This is a genomic window from Nonomuraea sp. NPDC046570, assembly GCF_040645915.1.
In the GTDB taxonomy this organism is placed as follows: domain Bacteria; phylum Actinomycetota; class Actinomycetes; order Streptosporangiales; family Streptosporangiaceae; genus Nonomuraea.
Genome location: NZ_JBEYZF010000007.1, coordinates 27,526 through 45,004, shown reverse-complemented (window position 1 = coordinate 45,004; position 17,479 = coordinate 27,526). Strand labels below are relative to the sequence as shown.

The 17,479-nt window shown below is 73.0% G+C and carries 12 protein-coding genes; 7 read left to right on the top strand and 5 right to left on the bottom strand.

What is annotated here, in order from left to right:
* Positions 1 to 9 precede the first annotated feature (9 nt).
* The 5 genes from ABZ911_RS13745 (at position 10) to ABZ911_RS13725 (ending at position 10,335) form a co-directional block, all read left to right on the top strand.
* A complete protein-coding gene (locus ABZ911_RS13745; protein WP_358054880.1) occupies positions 10 to 369 on the top strand; it encodes a hypothetical protein in 360 nt (119 codons plus the stop codon).
* The gene (locus ABZ911_RS13740; RefSeq protein WP_358054879.1) at positions 357 to 683 is read left to right on the top strand and encodes an MGMT family protein; all 327 of its coding nucleotides are present in this window, start codon (positions 357 to 359) and stop codon (positions 681 to 683) included. Before ABZ911_RS13745 ends, ABZ911_RS13740 begins: the two co-directional genes overlap by 13 nt.
* Positions 684 to 750: 67 nt before the next feature.
* A complete protein-coding gene (locus tag ABZ911_RS13735) occupies positions 751 to 3,651 on the top strand; it encodes a CDP-glycerol glycerophosphotransferase family protein (RefSeq protein ID WP_358054878.1) in 2,901 nt (966 codons plus the stop codon).
* 226 nt (positions 3,652 to 3,877) lie between these two features.
* Positions 3,878 to 7,084, top strand: a complete 3,207-nt coding sequence (locus ABZ911_RS13730; protein WP_358054877.1) for an ATP-dependent DNA helicase — start codon at positions 3,878 to 3,880, stop codon at positions 7,082 to 7,084.
* Positions 7,078 to 10,335 (top strand): UvrD-helicase domain-containing protein, encoded by a 3,258-nt coding sequence (locus ABZ911_RS13725; RefSeq protein ID WP_358054876.1) that lies wholly within the window; start codon positions 7,078 to 7,080, stop codon positions 10,333 to 10,335. Before ABZ911_RS13730 ends, ABZ911_RS13725 begins: the two co-directional genes overlap by 7 nt.
* Here ABZ911_RS13725 and ABZ911_RS13720 read toward each other — a convergent pair whose 3' ends face one another.
* The 3 genes from ABZ911_RS13720 to ABZ911_RS13710 are packed head-to-tail and all read right to left on the bottom strand — an operon-like array spanning position 10,336 to position 14,538.
* On the bottom strand, positions 10,336 to 11,886 hold the full coding sequence (locus ABZ911_RS13720) for an IucA/IucC family protein (protein ID WP_358054875.1): 1,551 nt from the start codon (positions 11,884 to 11,886) through the stop codon (positions 10,336 to 10,338). It abuts the gene before it with no gap.
* A gap of 13 nt (positions 11,887 to 11,899) precedes the next feature.
* Complete coding sequence (locus ABZ911_RS13715; RefSeq protein ID WP_358054874.1) at positions 11,900 to 13,405, bottom strand: IucA/IucC family protein; 1,506 nt, start codon at positions 13,403 to 13,405, stop codon at positions 11,900 to 11,902.
* Positions 13,402 to 14,538 (bottom strand): siderophore biosynthesis protein, encoded by a 1,137-nt coding sequence (locus tag ABZ911_RS13710; RefSeq protein ID WP_358054873.1) that lies wholly within the window; start codon positions 14,536 to 14,538, stop codon positions 13,402 to 13,404. Before ABZ911_RS13710 ends, ABZ911_RS13715 begins: the two co-directional genes overlap by 4 nt.
* 175 nt (positions 14,539 to 14,713) lie before the next feature.
* On the opposite strand from ABZ911_RS13710, the gene ABZ911_RS13705 reads away from it, so the two are divergent.
* Complete coding sequence (locus tag ABZ911_RS13705) at positions 14,714 to 14,938, top strand: sortase (protein ID WP_358055351.1); 225 nt, start codon at positions 14,714 to 14,716, stop codon at positions 14,936 to 14,938.
* A gap of 90 nt (positions 14,939 to 15,028) precedes the next feature.
* Complete coding sequence (nudC, locus tag ABZ911_RS13700; RefSeq protein ID WP_358054872.1) at positions 15,029 to 16,003, top strand: NAD(+) diphosphatase; 975 nt, start codon at positions 15,029 to 15,031, stop codon at positions 16,001 to 16,003.
* A gap of 58 nt (positions 16,004 to 16,061) precedes the next feature.
* Here the strand turns inward: nudC and ABZ911_RS13695 are convergent, their stop codons facing one another.
* Together ABZ911_RS13695 and ABZ911_RS13690 are read right to left on the bottom strand one after the other, a co-directional pair.
* A complete protein-coding gene (locus ABZ911_RS13695) occupies positions 16,062 to 16,316 on the bottom strand; it encodes a mycoredoxin (RefSeq protein ID WP_358054871.1) in 255 nt (84 codons plus the stop codon).
* A gap of 111 nt (positions 16,317 to 16,427) precedes the next feature.
* A complete protein-coding gene (locus ABZ911_RS13690; protein WP_358054870.1) occupies positions 16,428 to 17,273 on the bottom strand; it encodes an alpha/beta hydrolase in 846 nt (281 codons plus the stop codon).
* Positions 17,274 to 17,479 lie beyond the last annotated feature (206 nt).

Genomic DNA, 17,479 nt, shown 5'->3' with positions numbered 1-17,479 from the left:
TCGCGCGTCATGGGGTACGAGCTGCGCGTGGAGCGCGAGTCGCCGCTGGCTTTCGCCGAGGTCGCGAAGGCCATCACGCCCGCCGGCTTCGAGCTGCGCGACACGGGCGAGATCGTGGCGCGCCATGTGGACGGCGCGCGTCCGGTGGCGAACTGGCGCGACCGGGTGGTCGGCGAGCCAGGGTCCGACTGGGAGGTGGCGCAGCTGGTGCGTCTCTCGGCGGTGCTCGGCGGGCGCCTGATGGGTGAGGACGGCGAGCTCTACACCCTGCGCGACGGTGTGATCGAGCTGGTCAGCGGCGGTGACGCGATGGTCATCGGGAAGTTCGACGAGATCATCCAGGCGGGGCCGGCCGCATGGAGCCGGTGAGCCCGTACGCCGAACGGGTTCTCGACCTGGTCGAGCGGATTCCGCCGGGCCGGGTGATGGCCTACGGCGACATCGCCGACTATCTCGGCGAGGGCGGCCCCCGGCAGGTCGGCCGGGTCATGTCCACCTGGGGCGGTGGCGTGCCGTGGTGGCGGGTGGTGCACGCCGACGGCACCCCGGCTCCGGGCCACGAGCGGCGCAGCCTGGCGCACTGGCACGACGAGGGCACGCCGCTGCGCGGAGAGCGCGTCGACATGCGGCTCGCCCGCTGGGACGGAGGATCTCCTTCAGCGAACTTTCAGGAATCAGGCTGAGCAGGCATGACCCGCTTCATGCGAATTCGGGCCATGTGATTCGCATTACCATAGCGAGGGACAGTGGATGCGCGATCCGGGTCCGAAAGGCGGTGCCTCCTCCATGGCCACCGGCACCACAGCCCCGAGCTTGACCGGCGACCCCGTCGCCGAACGACTGAGGGCTGTTCAGGACCTCTGCGATCGGGGGGAACCGCTCGACTCGATCATGCGGACCGTCCGGTCGGACGGTCTCACCCCGCAGCAGCGTCGAACGCTCGACGCCGAAGCGCTGGCGGGCCCCCTGGGCCTGCGCATGGACCAGGCGGTCAAACGCGGCGTCGCCCGCAGACGCGAGCTCGTCGCCGAGTTCCGCCCCTACCTCGCCACCGTCGATCCGGCGGTCAAGCGTGACCTGCCGGTCGCCAGGCGGCTGGCCTACCACCTCATCGAGCACCGCGACGTCGGGGAACTCGTCGAAGGCGACGCCCTGACCAAGGTCGTCACCGCCGCGGCCGAGCCGTCCAAGCGCCTGCGCAAGGGCCTGCGCTGGTACGCCGACCTGCCCTTCGCCGACGAGCTGCCTCACGACCTCTACCGCCTGCGCAGGTCCGACCTGGTGCCGGTCACCCAGATCGACGACATCTCCTGGACCGGCGGGCGGCTGCGGATCAGCGGCCACGCCTACCTGGCCGGGCTCTCGGTGCGCAGCCGCCGCTTCAACACGGCGACCGTGGTGCTGCGCGGGCCGCGCTGGCTGCCGCCGGTGCGCATGCGCACCCGCAGGGTGCTGGCCCCCGAGGCGACGCACGGCGCGCGCGAGCCCGGGTGCAACTACGACTGGTCGGGCTTCAGCGCCGAGCTGAGCCCGTGGGCGCTGCGCTGGCGTTCCGCCGTGCGGGCGCTGGCCAGGGGCGGGCGCCGGCTGCTGCGCCGCAGGCCCGCCGTGCGCGACACCACCACGTGGCGCGCCGAGATCGTGTTCTGGAGCCGCGGCGCCAGGGCCACCGGGCTGCTGCGCGGCGCGGCCGTCGGGCGCACCGAGCGGCCGGTGGGGTTGAAGATCCGTCCCGGGTGGTGGGTGCGTCCGGTCTGGACCTCCGACCGGGCGCTGCAGGTCGTGCTGCAGCCCAACCGGGCCGAGCTGACCGGGGTGCGCCTCGACGGGGAACGGCTGGAGCTGACGGTCTTCCTGCCGGGGCGGAGCGTGACCAAGGGGCACGCGCGGCTCGGCGGGCATCGGATGGCGGCCGACTTCGTGCCGGTCGAGGGTGGCAGCAGTGTCACCGTGGGCCTGGCCGTACCGGCGTTGCTGCAGGAGAAGGACGGGCGGCGGCTCTGGGTGGAGCCGAAGGGCGACCCGGCGGCCTCCGTCATGCTCGGCTCCGCCGAGGAGACCCGGACGCCGGTGGGCGACCGGGAGATCACCGTGCTCGCCGACCGGCGGGACCGCGTCGTCGTCTCCGCGCACCGGATCCGCCCGGTGATCACCTCGGTCGCCTGGGAGGGCGACGAGCTGGTCCTGCGCGGGCGCTACCCCGACACCGCGGGGGCGCGCACGCTGTCGCTGCGGCACCGCACCGGCCTCATGTACTCCGTCGCCATGGAGCGGTCCGGGGACGACTTCACCGCCAGGCTGGTGCCCTCGCGGATGGACCGGTTCGGCGAGGCCGTACCGCTGGCCGCCGGAAGCTGGAACCTGACGGTCCGGCACACCACGGGCGAGATCGTGCCCGTGCGGGTGGACCACGCCGCGCTGCCCGGCCTCGACGAGGATGTCCGCACCGCGGCGGGCCGCGACTACCGCCTGGTCTCGACCAGGTACGACGTGCCCGTGCTGATGGTCGAAGAGGTACGGCCCGCCGACGAGAAGGGCGTGGCGGGCACGCACGTGCTGCGCCGGGTCTTCTACCCCGCCCAGCGTTCGGAGCCGCTCACCGACGCGACCGTGTACGTGGTCAACGACGGCCGCCAGTTCTCCGACAGCGTCCGCGCCGTCTACCAGGAGCGGGTGCGGCGGGGCGACGAGCGCGAGCACATCTGGATCGTCAAGGACGGCGCGTTCACGCCGCCCGACGGGGCCACCGCCGTGCGCGCGGGCAGCCGCGAGCACCACGCCGCCCTGGCCAGGTCCCGCTACATCGTGACCAACTCCTTCCTGCCCGCCTGGTTCCGCGCCCGTGAGGACCAGGTCGTCGTGCAGGCCTGGCACGGCACGCCCGCCAAGCGGATCGGCAACGACCTGCCGCACATGTCGCGCGACCCGCGACCGCCGGTGTACCACCGCCAGGCGGCCGAGGTGCGCGGTTGGGACGTGCTGCTGTCGCAGAGCCCGTGGGCGACGCCGGTCCTGCGCAAGGCGTTCGGCTACCAGGGGGAGATCCTGGAGAGCGGGCTGCCGCGCAACGACGTGCTCAGCTCGCCGGACCGGGAGGAGCTCGCCGCCGAGATCAGGCGCAGGCTCGGCCTGGTCGAGGGCAAGCGGGTGGTGCTGTACGCGCCGACGTGGCGGGACTACGACCGTAAGAACAGCGCCGTGAAGCTCGACCTCGGGCTGGCCCGTGCCGAGCTGGGCGCCGACCACGAGCTGCTGGTGCGGGCGCATCCGATGCAGTCGATGCCGCTGGTCCCCGACCTGGCACACGACGTCACGACTTATCCGGATATGGCGGATTTGTTGCTGGTTGCGGATGTGCTGGTCACCGACTACTCGTCGTCGATGTTCGACTTCGTGGCCACCGGGCGGCCGATCGTCTTCTTCGCCCACGACCTCGACAAGTACACCGCCAAGCGCGGCCTCTACCTCGACCTGCGGGAGCAGGCCCCCGGGCCGGTCCTGTCCACGTCGAAGGAGGTCGTGAAGGCGCTCCGCTCGATCGACGCGGTCGCCGCCGAGCACGCCGACCGCTACGAGGCCTTCCGCGCCACCTTCGCCCCCCGCGACGACGGCAAGGCCACGGCCCGCGTCGTGGACCACGTCTTCTCGTAGCCGTTTCCCGCCCCCCGCTGCCTCGAAGGCGCGGCGGGCGGGAGCCCGCTGTTCTGCGGTGTGTCGCCGGGATTGGGGGGATTTCTCCCGCTAGCGTGGGCGGATTGCCGGGGAGACGGGTCAACCCGGCACGATCTACCCGTGTGATCTGGTGGAATCAAGGGTTGTGAGTGCTCAGACCTGGCGGTTGGTACGACGTGGGATCGGGGGACCGGGTGCGGCCCCTGTGCTCGACGAGCACCAGCGTGCCGTGGTGGAGCATCCAGGCGGCCCGCTACTCGTCCTGGCGGGACCCGGCACCGGCAAGACCACGACGATCGTCGAGACCGTCGTGGACCGGATCCAGCGGCGCGGGGTGGATCCCGAACGCGTCCTGGTGCTGACGTTCAGCCGCAAGGCCGCGGGCGAGTTGCGCGAGCGGATCACCGGGCGGCTGCGCCGTACCACCCGGACGCCGCTGGCGCTCACCTTCCACAGTTATGCCTACGCCCTGCTGCGCCGTGAGGCCGTGCTGGCGGGGCGGGTGCCGCCGCGCCTGCTCACCGGGCCCGAGCAACTGCTGGAGATCCGGCGGCTGCTGCACGGCGAGCTGCAGGACGGCGCGCTCGACTGGCCGTTGGCGCTGCGCGAGGCGCTCAAGACGCGAGGGTTCGCCGAGGAGCTGCGCGACTTCCTGTCCCGCGCGGGCGAGCGCGGGCTGGACGGGGAGCGACTGGTCGCCCTCGGCCGCCAGTACGGCAGAGCCGACTGGGCCGCCGCGGGCCGCTTCTCCGACCGCTACCAGGCCCGCTTCGACCTCGACCCCGAGCCCTCCCTCGACTACGCCGAGCTGATCAGGGCGGCGGCGGCGCTGCTGGGCGACCCGGAGGTCAGGCGGCGCGAACGGGCCGCCTACGACGTCGTGTTCGTCGACGAGTACCAGGACACCGACCCGGCCCAGGAACTGCTGCTCCAGCAGCTCGCCGGAGACGGCCGGGACCTGATCGCGGTGGGCGACCCCGACCAGTCGATCTACGGCTTCCGCGGCGCCGACGTGGACGGGATCATGAAGTTCCCGGAGCGCTTCCGCGACCGTGAGGGCCGGGAGGCCCCCGTGGTGGCGCTGCGGGTGTGCCGCAGGAGCGGGCCGGAGCTGCTGGGTGCGTCCCGGCGGCTGGCCGCCCGCCTGCCCGCCGCGCCCTCGGGCCGGGCCAAGGGGCATCGCGAGCTGCTGCCCGTGGCCGACGCGGAGTCCGGCGAGGTCCGGGTGCTGCTGGCCGACAGCACCAGCCAGGAGGCGGCGGTGGTCGCCGACACGCTGCGCAGGGCGCACCTCGTGGACGGGGTGCCCTGGCACCGGATGGCGGTGCTGGTGCGCTCGGCCGCCCGGCAGGTGCCGTTGCTGCGCCGGGCGCTGGTAAGCGCGGGCGTGCCGATCATGGTGGCGGGCGACGAGGTGCCCCTGGCCCAGGAGCCCGGGGTCAGGCCGCTGCTCACGGTCCTGGGGGTGGCCCTGGATCCCGGCGCGCTGGACGAGGGCGTCGCCGAGGAACTGCTGACCGGCCCGTTCGGCGGCACCGACATGATCGGCGTCCGCCGCCTCCGCCGAGCCCTCAAGATCGCCGAGAACGAGGCCGTCCAGGCCATCGGAGACGAGACCCTCACCTCCGGGCCACGCGGGCCTGCGGATGGCCTCGAACGTGACGACGCCCTGCTCGACGAGGGGGAGCGGGAGTTGTCCGCGCCCCGGACCTCGGGGGAGTTGCTGGTGGCGGCGCTCGGGGACGCGCGGGAGTTGGTGCGGATCGAGCCGCATGTGGCCGTGCCCGCTGAGCGGGTGGCCAGGCTGCTGGCCATCGCGCGGGAGGCGGTGCGCGAGGGAGGCACCGCCGAGGAGGTCATCTGGGCCGTGTGGCATGCCGCGGGGCTGGCCGAGCGGTGGACCGAGGTGAGCCTGGCGGGCGGGGCCCGGGGGGCGCAGGCCGACCGGGATCTCGACGCCGTGGTGGCGCTGTTCGACTACGCGGCCAGGTTCGTGGACCGGATGCCGAAGGCGGGGCCCGAGGTGTTCCTCGACGATCTGGCCTCCCAGGAGATCCCCGGCGACACGCTGGCCGAGCGGGCCCCCGACGGCGACGCGGTCAGGCTGCTGACCGCCCATCGGGCCAAGGGCCTGGAGTGGGACGTCGTGGTCGTCGCGGGCGTGCAGGAGGGCGTCTGGCCGGATCTGCGGCTGCGCGGGTCCATGCTCGGCGTCGAGGACCTGGTCGAGCTGGCCCACGGGACGCCGCTGGACTCCACGGCGGCGACCGCCGCGACCCTGGCCGCCAAACTGCTGGCCGAGGAGCGCCGCCTGTTCTACGTGGCGGCCACCAGGGCGAGGAAGCGGCTGGTCGTCACGGCGGTGGGCGGCGAGGACACCGACGAGCGCCCCTCCAGGTTCCTCACCGAGCTGCTGCCCGGCGCGGTCGAGGAGGCGGGCGGGGACGACCGGGCCCGCTGGCTGAACATGTCCGCCCTGGTCGCCGACCTCAGAAGCGCAGTCACCGATCCCACTAAATCGGGAAAAATGCGGCAAAAGGCGGCGGAGCAGTTGGCCAGGCTGGCCGCCGCGGGCGTTCAAGGGGCGCACCCCAACGACTGGTACGCCCTCACCCCCATCTCCGACGACCGCCCCCTGAGCTGGCCCGACGGCGTCGTCCGGATCTCCCCGAGCGCGGTGGAGAGCTTCACCAAGTGCGGCCTGCGCTGGCTGCTGGAGACGGCCGTCGGGGCCGCGGGCACCAGCTCGGCGCAGGGTCTGGGCACGGTCATCCACGCGCTCGCCGTCCTCGCCGCCCAGGACCTGCCGTCGGAGGAGACGCTGAGCAAGCGCCTGGACGAGATCTGGGGCGAGCTCGACTTCGGCGGCGTGTGGTTCAACCGCAAGCAGCGCAAGGTCGCCGAGCAGATGATCGGCAGATTCCTGCGCTGGCAGCAGGACAACCCGCGCGAACTGGTCAGCCTGGAGGAGGCGTTCGTGGCGAACTTCTCCGCCGAGGTGCAGATCAAGGGCCAGGTCGACCGGGTCGAACGAGACGAACAGGGCCGAGCGGTGATCATCGACCTCAAGACCGGCGGCACCAAGCCGTCACCCGGCGACCTCGACCGGCACCCGCAGCTCGGCGTCTACCAGCTCGCCGTGCTGCTCGGCGCCTTCGCCCGGCACGGCATGGCCGAGCCCGGCGGCGCCGCGCTGGTCCAGGTGGGCAAGGCGGCCGGGAAGGAGGCCAAGGAGCAGGGCCAGCGGGCGCTGGCGGACGACCCCGACCCGGCGTGGGCGCACGACCTGGTCGGCACCGTGGCGACCGGCATGTCCCAGGCGACCTTCCAGGCCAGGGTGAACGACGGCTGCCGCACCTGCGCGGCCAAGGGCAGCTGCCCGGTCAACGACGGCGGGGGGCAGGTGTGCTGAACCCGGTCGAGCTGGCCGAGAAGCTCGGCATCCTGCCGCCCACCTCCGAACAGGCCACGGTGATCGAGGCGCCTCTCGAACCGATGGTGGTCATGGCCGGAGCGGGCTCGGGCAAGAGCGAGACGATGGCCGGGCGGGTGGTCTGGCTGGTGGCCAACGGCTTCGTCAGGCCGGAACGGGTGCTGGGCCTGACCTTCACCCGCAAGGCCGCCGCCGAGCTGGCCGTACGCGTGCGCGAGCGGCTGGCGGGCCTGGCCGAGGCCGGCCTGGTGGAGCCCGAGGTGCTCGACAACGAGCCGACCGTGTCCACCTACCACGCCTACGCCGCCCGCCTGGTCACCGACCACGCCGTACGCGAGGCGCTGGAGCCGACCATGCGGCTGGTCACCCCCGCGGTGTCCTGGCAGCTCGCCTCGCGGGTGGTCGGCATGTACGACGGGCCGATGGACCGGATCGAGCTGGGCCCGCCCTCGGTGACCGCGGCCGTGCTGGACCTGGCCGGAGAGCTGTCCGAGCACCTGCGCTCGGCCGGCGACGTCCGGCGGACGGGCGAATGGCTGCGCCGCGAGTACGGCGAGCTGACCGGCAGGACCACGCTCGCCCAGAAGAGGCCGCTGTCCGTCCAGGAGGCACGCGAACAGCTCCTCCCCCTCGTCGAAGCCTACGAACGACTCAAACGCGGCCGCGAAGTGATCGACTACGGCGACCAGATGTCGCTGGCCGCGCGCATCGCCTCCCGCCACCCCGAGGTCGGCGAGATCGAACGCTCCCGCTTCTCGGTGGTCCTCCTCGACGAGTACCAGGACACCAGCCACGCCCAGCTCGTCCTGCTGCGCAGCCTGTACGGCGGCGGCCACCCCGTCACCGCCGTCGGCGACCCCTGCCAGTCCATCTACGGCTGGCGCGGCGCCTCCTCCGGCAACCTGCGCAGGTTCGTCACCGACTTCCCCACGGCCAAGGGCGACCCGGCCCCCGTGCGTCAGCTCTCGGTCAGCTTCCGCAACGGCGACCGGGTCCTCGACGTGGCCGCCCGCATCCAGCTCCCGCTCCGCATGGAGGCCCGCGAGGTGCCCGTCCTGGTCCCCGGCCCCAACCGGGTCGACCGGGGGCGGGTCACCTGCGCCTGGCACGAGACCGCCGAGGACGAGGCCCGCTGGATCGCCGACGGCCTGAGCAAGGTGCTGGGCCGGGAGGAGGCCCCGGACGGGATGCCGTGGGGGGAGCGGGAGCGGAAGAAGACGCTGGCCGTACAGCCGCAGGATGTCGCGATCCTGGCGCGGAAGCGGTCGCAGTTCCCGGCGTTGCGCAGGGCGCTCGAAGAGCGCGACATCCCCGTCGAGGTGGTCGGCCTGGGCGGGCTGCTGACCGTGCCCGAGGTCAGCGACATCGTGGCCACGCTCAGAGTCCTGTACGACCCGACCGCCGGTGACGCGCTGGCCAGGCTGCTGGGCGGGCCGCGCTGGCGGCTCGGGGCCGCCGACCTGCGGGTGCTGGGAGAGTACGCCAGGGAGCTGACCCGCGAGGCCCGCCAGGGGGCCAGGCGGGCGCCCGACCCGCTCGACCAGGTGGTGGCCGACCTGGCCGAGGAGCGCGGCAGCCTGGTGGACGCGCTGGACGAGCTGCCCGACCGCGAGGAGTGGCTGGAGTCGTTCTCGCCGCTGGCCAGGACCAGGCTGGTGGCGCTGGCGCAGGAGCTGCGGCTGCTGCGGGCGCACACCGGGCAGCCTCTGCCCGACCTGATCACCGAGGTGGAGCGCCGGCTGGGGCTCGACATCGAGGTGGCCGCGCGGGGCGGCACGGTGAGCGCGTTCGCCGCCCGCGCCGACCTCGACGCGTTCATCGACGCGGCCTCCCGGTTCGCGGGCGACGCCGAGGACCCGACGCTGGGCGCGTTCCTGGCGTACCTGAAGGCCGCCGAGAGCGAGGAGTTCGGCCTGGAGGCCGGGCGGGTGGGCGAGAGCAACAGCGTGAAGCTGATGACCGTGCACGCCTCCAAGGGGCTGGAGTGGCCGATCGTGGTCGTGCCGGGGCTGTCGCAGGTCGTCGGCAGGAGCGGGCTGGCCAAGGGCAGCGTCTTCCCGGCCACGCCGGTGGCCAACAGCCGGTGGACCGACAACCCGCGCAAGCTGCCGTACCCGCTGCGCGGCGACGTCGCCGACCTGCCCAGGCTGGCCGGGCTGGCGAAGGACGAGCTGGCCGACTTCGACGATCGTTGCCGCGAGCGCGACCTGATGGAGGAGCGGCGCCTGGCCTATGTGGCCGTCACCCGCGCCCACTACCAGCTCATCGCCTCCGGCTACCGCTGGGGCACCGCGGCCAAGCCGCTGGAGCCGTCCGACTTCCTGCTGGAGATCCGCGACACCTGCGGGCGGGTCGCGACCTGGGCGCCGGAACCGGAGGAGGGGGCGACCAACCCGCTGCTGGCCGAGCCCGCCGCTGCCGTCTGGCCGGTGACGCCCGAGGGGCTGCGCCAGGAGTCGGTGGAGGAGGGCTCCCGCCTGGTCAAGGAGGCGCTGGCCGGTCTGCTCGAACCGGCCGAGGGGGCGGTCCGCCCGTTCGAGGAGGAGCGCATGCGGGCCTGGGAGCGCGACACCGACCTGCTGCTGCGCGAGCGGGCCACGCAGCGCGGGCCGAACGCGCGCACTGTCGACCTGCCGTCCAAGCTGACCGTCTCGTCGCTGGTCACGCTGGCCGCCGACGCCAAGGACCTGGCCCGCAGGATCCGCCGCCCGGTCCCGGTCAAGCCCGCGCCGCTGGCCCGCCGCGGCACGTCCTTCCACCGGTGGCTGGAGTCGCGCTGGGGCCAGCAGCGGCTGATCGACGACTTCGAGCTGCCCGGCGCCTACGACGAGCCGGAGGAGGCCGACGTACGGCTGGCCGAGCTGCAGGAGCGGTTCGAGGAGAGCGAGTGGGCCGCCCGCGAGCCGCTCGACCTGGAGGTGCCGTTCGAGACGATGATCGCCGACCGGCTGGTGCGCGGCCGGATGGACGCCGTCTTCGAGCTGCCCGACGGCTCCTACGAGGTCGTCGACTGGAAGACCGGCCTGCCGCCCACCGGCAAGGCGGCGCGGGCCGCCTCGGTGCAGCTCGCCGCCTACCGGCTGGCCTGGGCGCACCTGGCGGGCGTGCCGGTCGAGCGGGTGACCGCGGCCTTCCACTACGTGCGCGGCAACCAGACCGTCAGGCCGGTGGACCTGCTCGACGCCGACGGCCTGGTCGCGCTGGTGGAGTCGGTGCCCGAGGCGCCCTGATCAGGCGAACGGGTTGCCGATCGGGACGTACCCGGCGTGCCGGTCGGCGCTCCTGGACCAGCGCACGCCCAGGTTCGCCTTGGCCGGCAGCGGCGCGCCGGCCAGCAGGTCCGACAGCGGCAGCGGCGAGCCCGCCCGCTCGGCGTACCCGGCCAGCACCTGCCTGGCGACCGCCCACAGCGCCCGCTGCTCCGGCTCGCCCGGCGCGAGCGTGGCGGCGATCTCGGTGAGGTGGTTGACCATCAGGCAGTACACGACCCGCGCCCAGCCGCGTTCGGCGTCGTAGGTCAGCGCCTCGCCCACCTTGGCCGGCAGCTCGGACAGGTCGTGCCGCCCGGCGATCAGCTTGGTGCCCTCCAGGTCGCGGAAGACCGCCTCCACCGGCATGCCCGCGGCGTCGAGGCCGACGAGCACGTTCTGCAGGTGCGCCTCCAGCACGACGCCGTGCCGCAGGTAGGCGTCCAGGACCGGGGGCGCGACCGCCGAGACGTACGCCGCCCACCAGGCGTGCGGGTCGGCGGCCCGCGCCGAGGTGGCGAGCGCGCCCGCCAGCACCGGGGTCACCCCCGGGGAGACGACCGACCACGGCCCCGACCGGACGATCACGCCCAGCCCTTCGAGCAGGCGTCCGCCGAGGGCGGCCGAGCGGTAGCCGGGCTCGGGCAGCCAGCGGGTGCCGGGGAAGCGGCTCGCCAGGTCCGCGAAGACCGGGGCCAGCCTGGAGTTCAGCGCGACCGCGCCGGACAGCTCGTACCAGGCGTTCTTGCGGACGCAGTTGGTGATCCGGACGTCCAGGCTGAACTTCAGGCAGATCCCGCCGACCGGGTCGTACACCGTGCGCACCGACGAGGTGGGCGCGACCGGCCAGGCGCTGTCGCCGAGGTCGATCAGGCGGTCGTCCAGCGCGGGGCGTAGCAGGTCGAGCTGCCATGGGTGGGCGGGCAGCAGTGTGTAGCCGGGCGGGGCCTGGCCGAGGTGGTCGAGCGCCGAGGTGTCGCCCTCCTGCGCCAGCGCGTCCTCCCGGACGGCCAGCAGGCGCAGCGGGAAGGCGGCGTGCGCCTCCGGGGCGTAGCGCAGCCAGCCCGCCCCGCCGCGCGCCTTGGGGCTCGGGTGGAAGGGGTGGCCGAAGACCAGCGCCTGTTCCGAGGCCAGCCACGGGTCGGCGGGCGGTTCGGCCTCGGTCCGGGCCTTGACGATCAGCTCGATCGCGTCCCGGCTGGCGGCGACCTGCCCGGCGAACTCGGGGTTGGCGCGATCCAGGTCGGTGCCGTAGGTGAGCTCGGTCTCGGCCAGCCGTACCAGTTCGGCGCTGGTCAGCGGGCGCCACGCGCCCTGCTCCAGCCGCTCGGGCGCGCCCTCGAAGCGCAGCGCGGCGCCGCCGCCCGTGCGCACCCTGATCAGGGTGCCGGCCACCCGCAGCAGCAGGTACGGCGAGGCCGGCCACACATGGCCGCGCGGCCCCGCCACCTCGCGCACGCAGCACCGCAGCAGCGCCGCCAGGGTGGCTTCCTCGGCGATCGCCGCGGGCGAGTCGAGGACCAGGCTTTCCATGATCGAGTTCTCCTCAACGTCGCAGGTAGTTGGGGCCGCTGGTGCCGTAGAACTTGTTGACGTCGCGCGCGCCGGACCGTTCCTTGGCCATGAGCGTCCCCGCGGTGATCATCGACTTGCCGGTCAGCCGGGCCGCGTCGAGCGTGCGCGCGCGCAGCAGCCTGGCCATCGGGTCGTCGCCGTGCTCGGCCAGCGCGGTCGCGAGGGTGTCGCGCAGCAGCTCGGCCGCCTCGGCTCTGGGCAGCGCGCCGAAGACGATCGCGGCGGCGGCCAGGTGCAGGGTGACCGTGACGAACAGGTCGGCCAGCGCGTGCGGGTCGTCGGTGAGCATCCGCGCGTCGGCGAACGCGGGCGCCTCGATCCCGGCCGCCGCCAGCCTCACGGGGGAGGCGAGCAGGCCGTCGTTGTCCTTGACCAGCAGCTTGAGGCCGTCGTCGGAGAGGACGACGGAGAGGTTCTGCTGGTGGGCCTCCAGCGCGACGCCGTAGCGGACGAAGAGGGTGACGTTCCATTCCAGCAGCAGCCGGAGGTAGTCCTCCAGCGTTCCCGGGGGCAGCCGGTCCAGGAGCATCGGCAGCGCGGCCACCGGCACGATCTCGCCCTCGGGCAGCTCGCGGACCAGCCAGCCGAGGTACTCGTCCCCGGCGTGCCCGAAGAGCTGCTCCCCGGCGACCAGCACCCGGGGCCCGGCCAGGCGGCGCAGCAGCAGCTCGGCCCTGGCGCCGTCCTCCAGCGTCGAGGGCTTGATCGAGCGCCGGTTGAGCCGTCCCAGCGTGCTGGTCGGCAGCGGCAGCTTGAGATGGGTGCGCGGGGCGACCTCGACGGTCCGCATCGACAGCGTGGGCCGGACCGTCAGGTACGGCAGGGGCGCGACCGGCACCTCCAGCCGTCCCACGGTCAGCGGATGCACCGGGAACAGCGTCACCCCCGGCCGCTCCTCCAGCCCCACCCGCTCGAAGGACGGCCACCACGGCGGCGTCTCGAACGTGCCGGGCACCAGCGCCCAGCGCAGCTCGAAGGAGGGGGCGAACTCGGGCGCGTAGGCGAGCAGCTCGGCCTCCGTCAGCCCCGCCCTGGCGCGGGCGGTCGGGTACACGGGATGGTCGCCGAAGGCCGCCAGCGACTCGTAGGCGATCAGCGTCCGCTCGCCCGCCAGCCTGGCCAGCACCGCCTCCCGGTGGGCGTCGTGCAGCTCCAGCGCGTGCAGCGCCTGCACGCACTCCTCGAAGAAGGCGCGCACCCCGTCGGTGTCGGCCGGGTCGGCGATCTCCGCCAGCGTGCCGAGGACCTGTTCCAGGCCCAGCCGCTCCTCGGGGGCGACGACGAAGTCCTGGAACAGCGTGCCGGGCACCAGACGCACCGACCGCCCGTCGGCCAGCTCCAGCGCCACCCCCTGGCGGCTCCGGCTCACCTGGGCGGCCAGGCCGCCGTAGTTCTCGCGCAGCAGCGCGTCCAGCACCCTGGCGGCGAGGTACGGCTCGCGCGAGCCGGCCGTACGCCACACCGGGGACCCGCTCACGCGATCACCCACGGCCGCTCGGCGCGGAACGTGGCGATGACCGCGTCGACGCTCCTCCGGTCGGGCCCGACCGCGCGCACCACGCCCAGGTAGTCGCGGTTGGTGTGCGTCCGCTCGACCCGGTCGCCCACCGCGCGCAGGGGGCGATGCCACAGCGTGAGATCCCCGTGCGACACCTCGCTCACCCCGGGCCCGGCGGTGATCGTCCCGGACCGGTCGGCGACGATGCTGACGGCGCTGCCGTACCGGGTGGGCGAGGGCAGGTCGGGCAGCCGCTCGCCCAGGTGGACCCGGAGGATCAGCTCGAACAGCGGCACCCCGAGCACGTCGGCCAGCAGGAAGTCGCAGTGGTCGCCGATCACCCGGTAGTTGACCTCGACGATCCTCGGCCCCGAAGGCGTCACCACGTACTCCGTGTGGCAGGCGCCGAACCCGGCGCCGAGCGCGCCGAGCGCGGCCAGCACATGCTCGTGCGGCCCGTCGGGCGCCCAGTCGAGCCGCTCCTCGACGAAGTACGGCAGCGGCCCGAGCGTCGTGCTGAACCCGCCGAGCACCCGCGTCGTCTCCCCGTCGCCGAGCGTCTCCAGCGTGCGCAACGGCCCTTCGAGGTACTCCTCCACCACCAGCGCCGCCCCCGGCCGCCGCCTCCGCACCGCCGCGACAGCCCCCGCCAGATCCTTCTCGACCAGCACCACATCCTCACTGGCCACCCCCTCCCGGGGCTTCACGACCAGCGGGTACGGCAGGCCCTCCGGCACCGGGTCACCCGGCGCGAGCCGGACCGAGGCGACCCGCTCCACTCCCGCCTCGGCCAGCCGCTCGCGCATCAGGTACTTGTTCTTGGCCGCCAGGCAGGCCCGCCAGTCCTTGCCGGGCAGCCCGAAGTAGTCGGCGGCCAGCGCGGTCTCGGCCTGCAGGTGGTCGGAGTTGGAGAAGATCGCGTCCGGGCGGCCCAGGGAGGCGATGGCGTCGATCAGCGCCCGGGGGTCGCGCACGTCGCAGCCGACCGCGCCGGGATGCCGCTCGGGCCGGTCGGTGAGGACGGTCACCTCGCAGCCCAGGGCGCGGGCGGCGGGAAGGAACCCGTCGGTCACCGAGTCAGTCGGTTTGAGCGCGGTCAGGTAGAGCCGCAACGCGTGGACACCCCCGAATCAGGTAAGGCTAACCTAACTCACCGGATCCTAGCTTGATAGAGATCATCACGTTGCCGGGACGGAGTAATCGACCGATAAATGAGAGCCTTCTCATCCTGCTCTCACCGGGGTCTCCCGCAAGCGATTCTAAAGTGGGAGTCATGACCCGCCAGACCTGCGCCGCCTCGGCGAGGGCGCCCGGATCCTGGTGGACAGGGCCGACGGCAGCACGATCGCCTTCCGGGTCTCCAAGATCGCCCGCTACCCGAAGCGACAGCTCCCGGACAGGCAGGTGTACGGCCCGACCCCCGACGCCGAGCTGCGGCTGATCACCTGCGGCGGCACCTTCGACACCCGGCGGCGCAGCTACCGGGACAACATCGTGGTCTTCGCCCGCTGACACCAGCGCGCTGCGTGACGGTGGAGACGGCTCTCCGCCGTCACGCAGCGGGCATAGGATGTCACAGGAAATCCGGGGAGGACATGGCGCGTGGAGACAACGGCCGAAGAACAACTGCTGGGCCCCCTGCTTCTCGCACGTGGCACGATCGACCGCTCGTCGATGCTGCGCGGCAACAACGCGTGGCTGGAGCGCTCCTGGGCCGACCCGGCCGCCAGGGTCCTGCTCATCGACGAGGGCCGCACCCTGGTCAGACGGGTGGGTGACGAGGTCGAGGTGGTGCTCTTCGCCACCCGCGACGCCCCCAAGGGCGAGCGCTACCTGCTCGGCGTGGAGGACGACGTCCCCTACTTCGCCGTCGCCGCCCCGCTGCCCGGCACCGCCCTGGCCGACCTCAACGGCCGGACCGTGGCGCCGATGCGGCTCGACGAGACCGCCGAGGGCGAGGAGTTCTCCGCCGGGCTGCGCCAGGTGGGCGCACTGCTGGGCGATCGCGACGCGGGGCTCCTGGTGTACGCGGTGGCCCTGGAGGCCTGGCACAGCACGCACGAGTTCTGCCCGCGCTGCGGCAGCCGTACCGACGTGCGGGCCGGGGGGCACATCCGGGTCTGCCCGCGGGACGCCAGCCAGCACTTCCCGCGCGTCGACCCCGCGGTCATCATGCTCGTCCGCGACGAGGACGACCGCTGTCTGCTCGCCCGCGGCCCCCAGTGGCCCGAGGGGCGGCTGTCCATCCTTGCCGGGTTCGTAGAGCCGGGGGAGTCGCTGGAGCACGCCGTGGTGCGCGAGGTGGCCGAGGAGGTGGGTCTGCATGTGGTCAGCCCCCGCTATCTCGGCAGCCAGCCCTGGCCGTTCCCGCGCAGTCTGATGCTGGGCTTCTTCGCCCGCTCCCTGACCACCGAGCTCACCCTCGACCTCGACGAGATCGCCGAGGCCCGCTGGTTCTCCCGCGCCGAGCTCCTGAACGCCCTCGAAACCGGCGAGGTGCGACTCCCGCCCCCGGTCTCGATCGCCCGCCGCCTCATCGAGACGTGGTACGGCGACCACCTGACCGGCGACTGGTGAACCCAGGCGAACGGGAGCCCCGGCCACCTCGTGGTGCCGGGGCTCCTGTGTTCGCCGTCTAGGCGCTGACTCGGGCGAGCAGGGCCTTGACCTCGATCACGGAGGGGTTCGTGCGGACGACACGGCCGTTCGGGGATTCCACGACGACCGTGGGCACCGTCTGGTTACCGTTGTTGACGCTCATCACGAACTCCGCCGCACCGGGGTTCGCGTTGATGTCGATCTCCTTGTAGGTGATGCCTTCGCGGCTGAGCTGGCTCTTGAGCCGCTTGCAAGGACCACACCAGGTGGTGGTGTAGATCGTGAGCGCCATATGAGTCTTCCCTCCGGGATCAGGAACAGGCGCTCGGTGCAACAACGTGAGAGGCGTTCGTAATCCCTGGGTGAAGGGACGGTGATGGCGAGGCGACGATCGGCGCCCGCGTCACTGGGTCCGGTCGGCGACCCAGTTCTGGACGCGCTCGGCCACGCCGGGCTCGCGGTACAGGGCCGAGCTGTGCTGGATGCCGGGCGAGGTGAAGATCGTCACCGGGACGCCGACCTGGCCCAGCATCTCTTTCAGCACCTGGCTCTGCGCGGGCGGCACGAACTCGTCCTTCGAGTGGACCGCCAGCATCGGCGCGTCCTTGCGGCTGGCGTGCCAGGACACCTCCATGCTCGCCCAGATCCGCGAGCACTTGCCCTTGGGCTCGCAGCCGCCGGCCAGCGTGATCGCCGACTCGCGCAGCCTGCGCTTGGCCACGTCGGTCGTGTTCGCGCCGTCGTGGTAGGCGCGCAGCGGCGAGGTCACGGGGGAGACGCCCACGACGCCCTTGAGGCCCTGCAGGCCGTTGCCGTACGTGCCGACCGACGCGGCCAGGTGGCCTCCGGCGGAGAAGCCGACGACGACGTAGTTCTTCGGGTCGAAGGACCAGCGGGCGGCGTGCCTGCGCGCGGTGGCGATGGCGTCGAGCACGTCGGTGCGCTGCGCCGGCCAGGCCGCGTCGGTGGACAGGCGGTAGTTGAGGTTGAAGACCGTGTAGCCGAGTTCGGCGTAGCCGCGGGTGATCTCGGCCATGTACTTCTTGTCGCCGCTGGACCACCAGCCGCCGTGGACGAGGAAGACACCGGGGCGTTCCATGCCGTCGGCGGTCCACCACACGTCCATGGTCTGGCGGTTGTGCGGGCCGTAGGAGACGGTCTCGACCGGGATGCCGCCGACGCCGTTCTCGTTGAACATGTGCGTGGGGGTGGGGGACGGGGTCGGGTCCTTGGTCGCGTGCGCCGTCACAGGTGTGAGCGCTACGGCAGCGAGCGCGAGAGCACTCACGATTACCGCTGGTCGCACAGGCCTTCCCTTCCCCCGGAGTACGGTCGGGCCCCATTGTGGGGGAAATGACCTACTTCTCGCATCTCGGCGAGGATGAAACAAGGTGACGGCGGCATGTTGCCAGAATGGAGCGGTCCCCGCCACCTGCTGCGAAGATGTTCGCCTAC

Excerpts from the sequence above, each read along its gene's own strand:
- ABZ911_RS13745 (WP_358054880.1), top strand. The coding sequence starts at position 10 with ATGGGGTACGAGCTGCGCGTGGAGCGCGAGTCGCCGCTGGCTTTCGCC.
- ABZ911_RS13740 (WP_358054879.1), top strand. The coding sequence starts at position 357 with ATGGAGCCGGTGAGCCCGTACGCCGAACGGGTTCTCGACCTGGTCGAG.
- ABZ911_RS13735 (WP_358054878.1), top strand. The coding sequence starts at position 751 with ATGCGCGATCCGGGTCCGAAAGGCGGTGCCTCCTCCATGGCCACCGGC.
- ABZ911_RS13720 (WP_358054875.1), bottom strand. The coding sequence starts at position 11,886 with ATGGAAAGCCTGGTCCTCGACTCGCCCGCGGCGATCGCCGAGGAAGCC.
- ABZ911_RS13695 (WP_358054871.1), bottom strand. The coding sequence starts at position 16,316 with ATGGCGCTCACGATCTACACCACCACCTGGTGTGGTCCTTGCAAGCGG.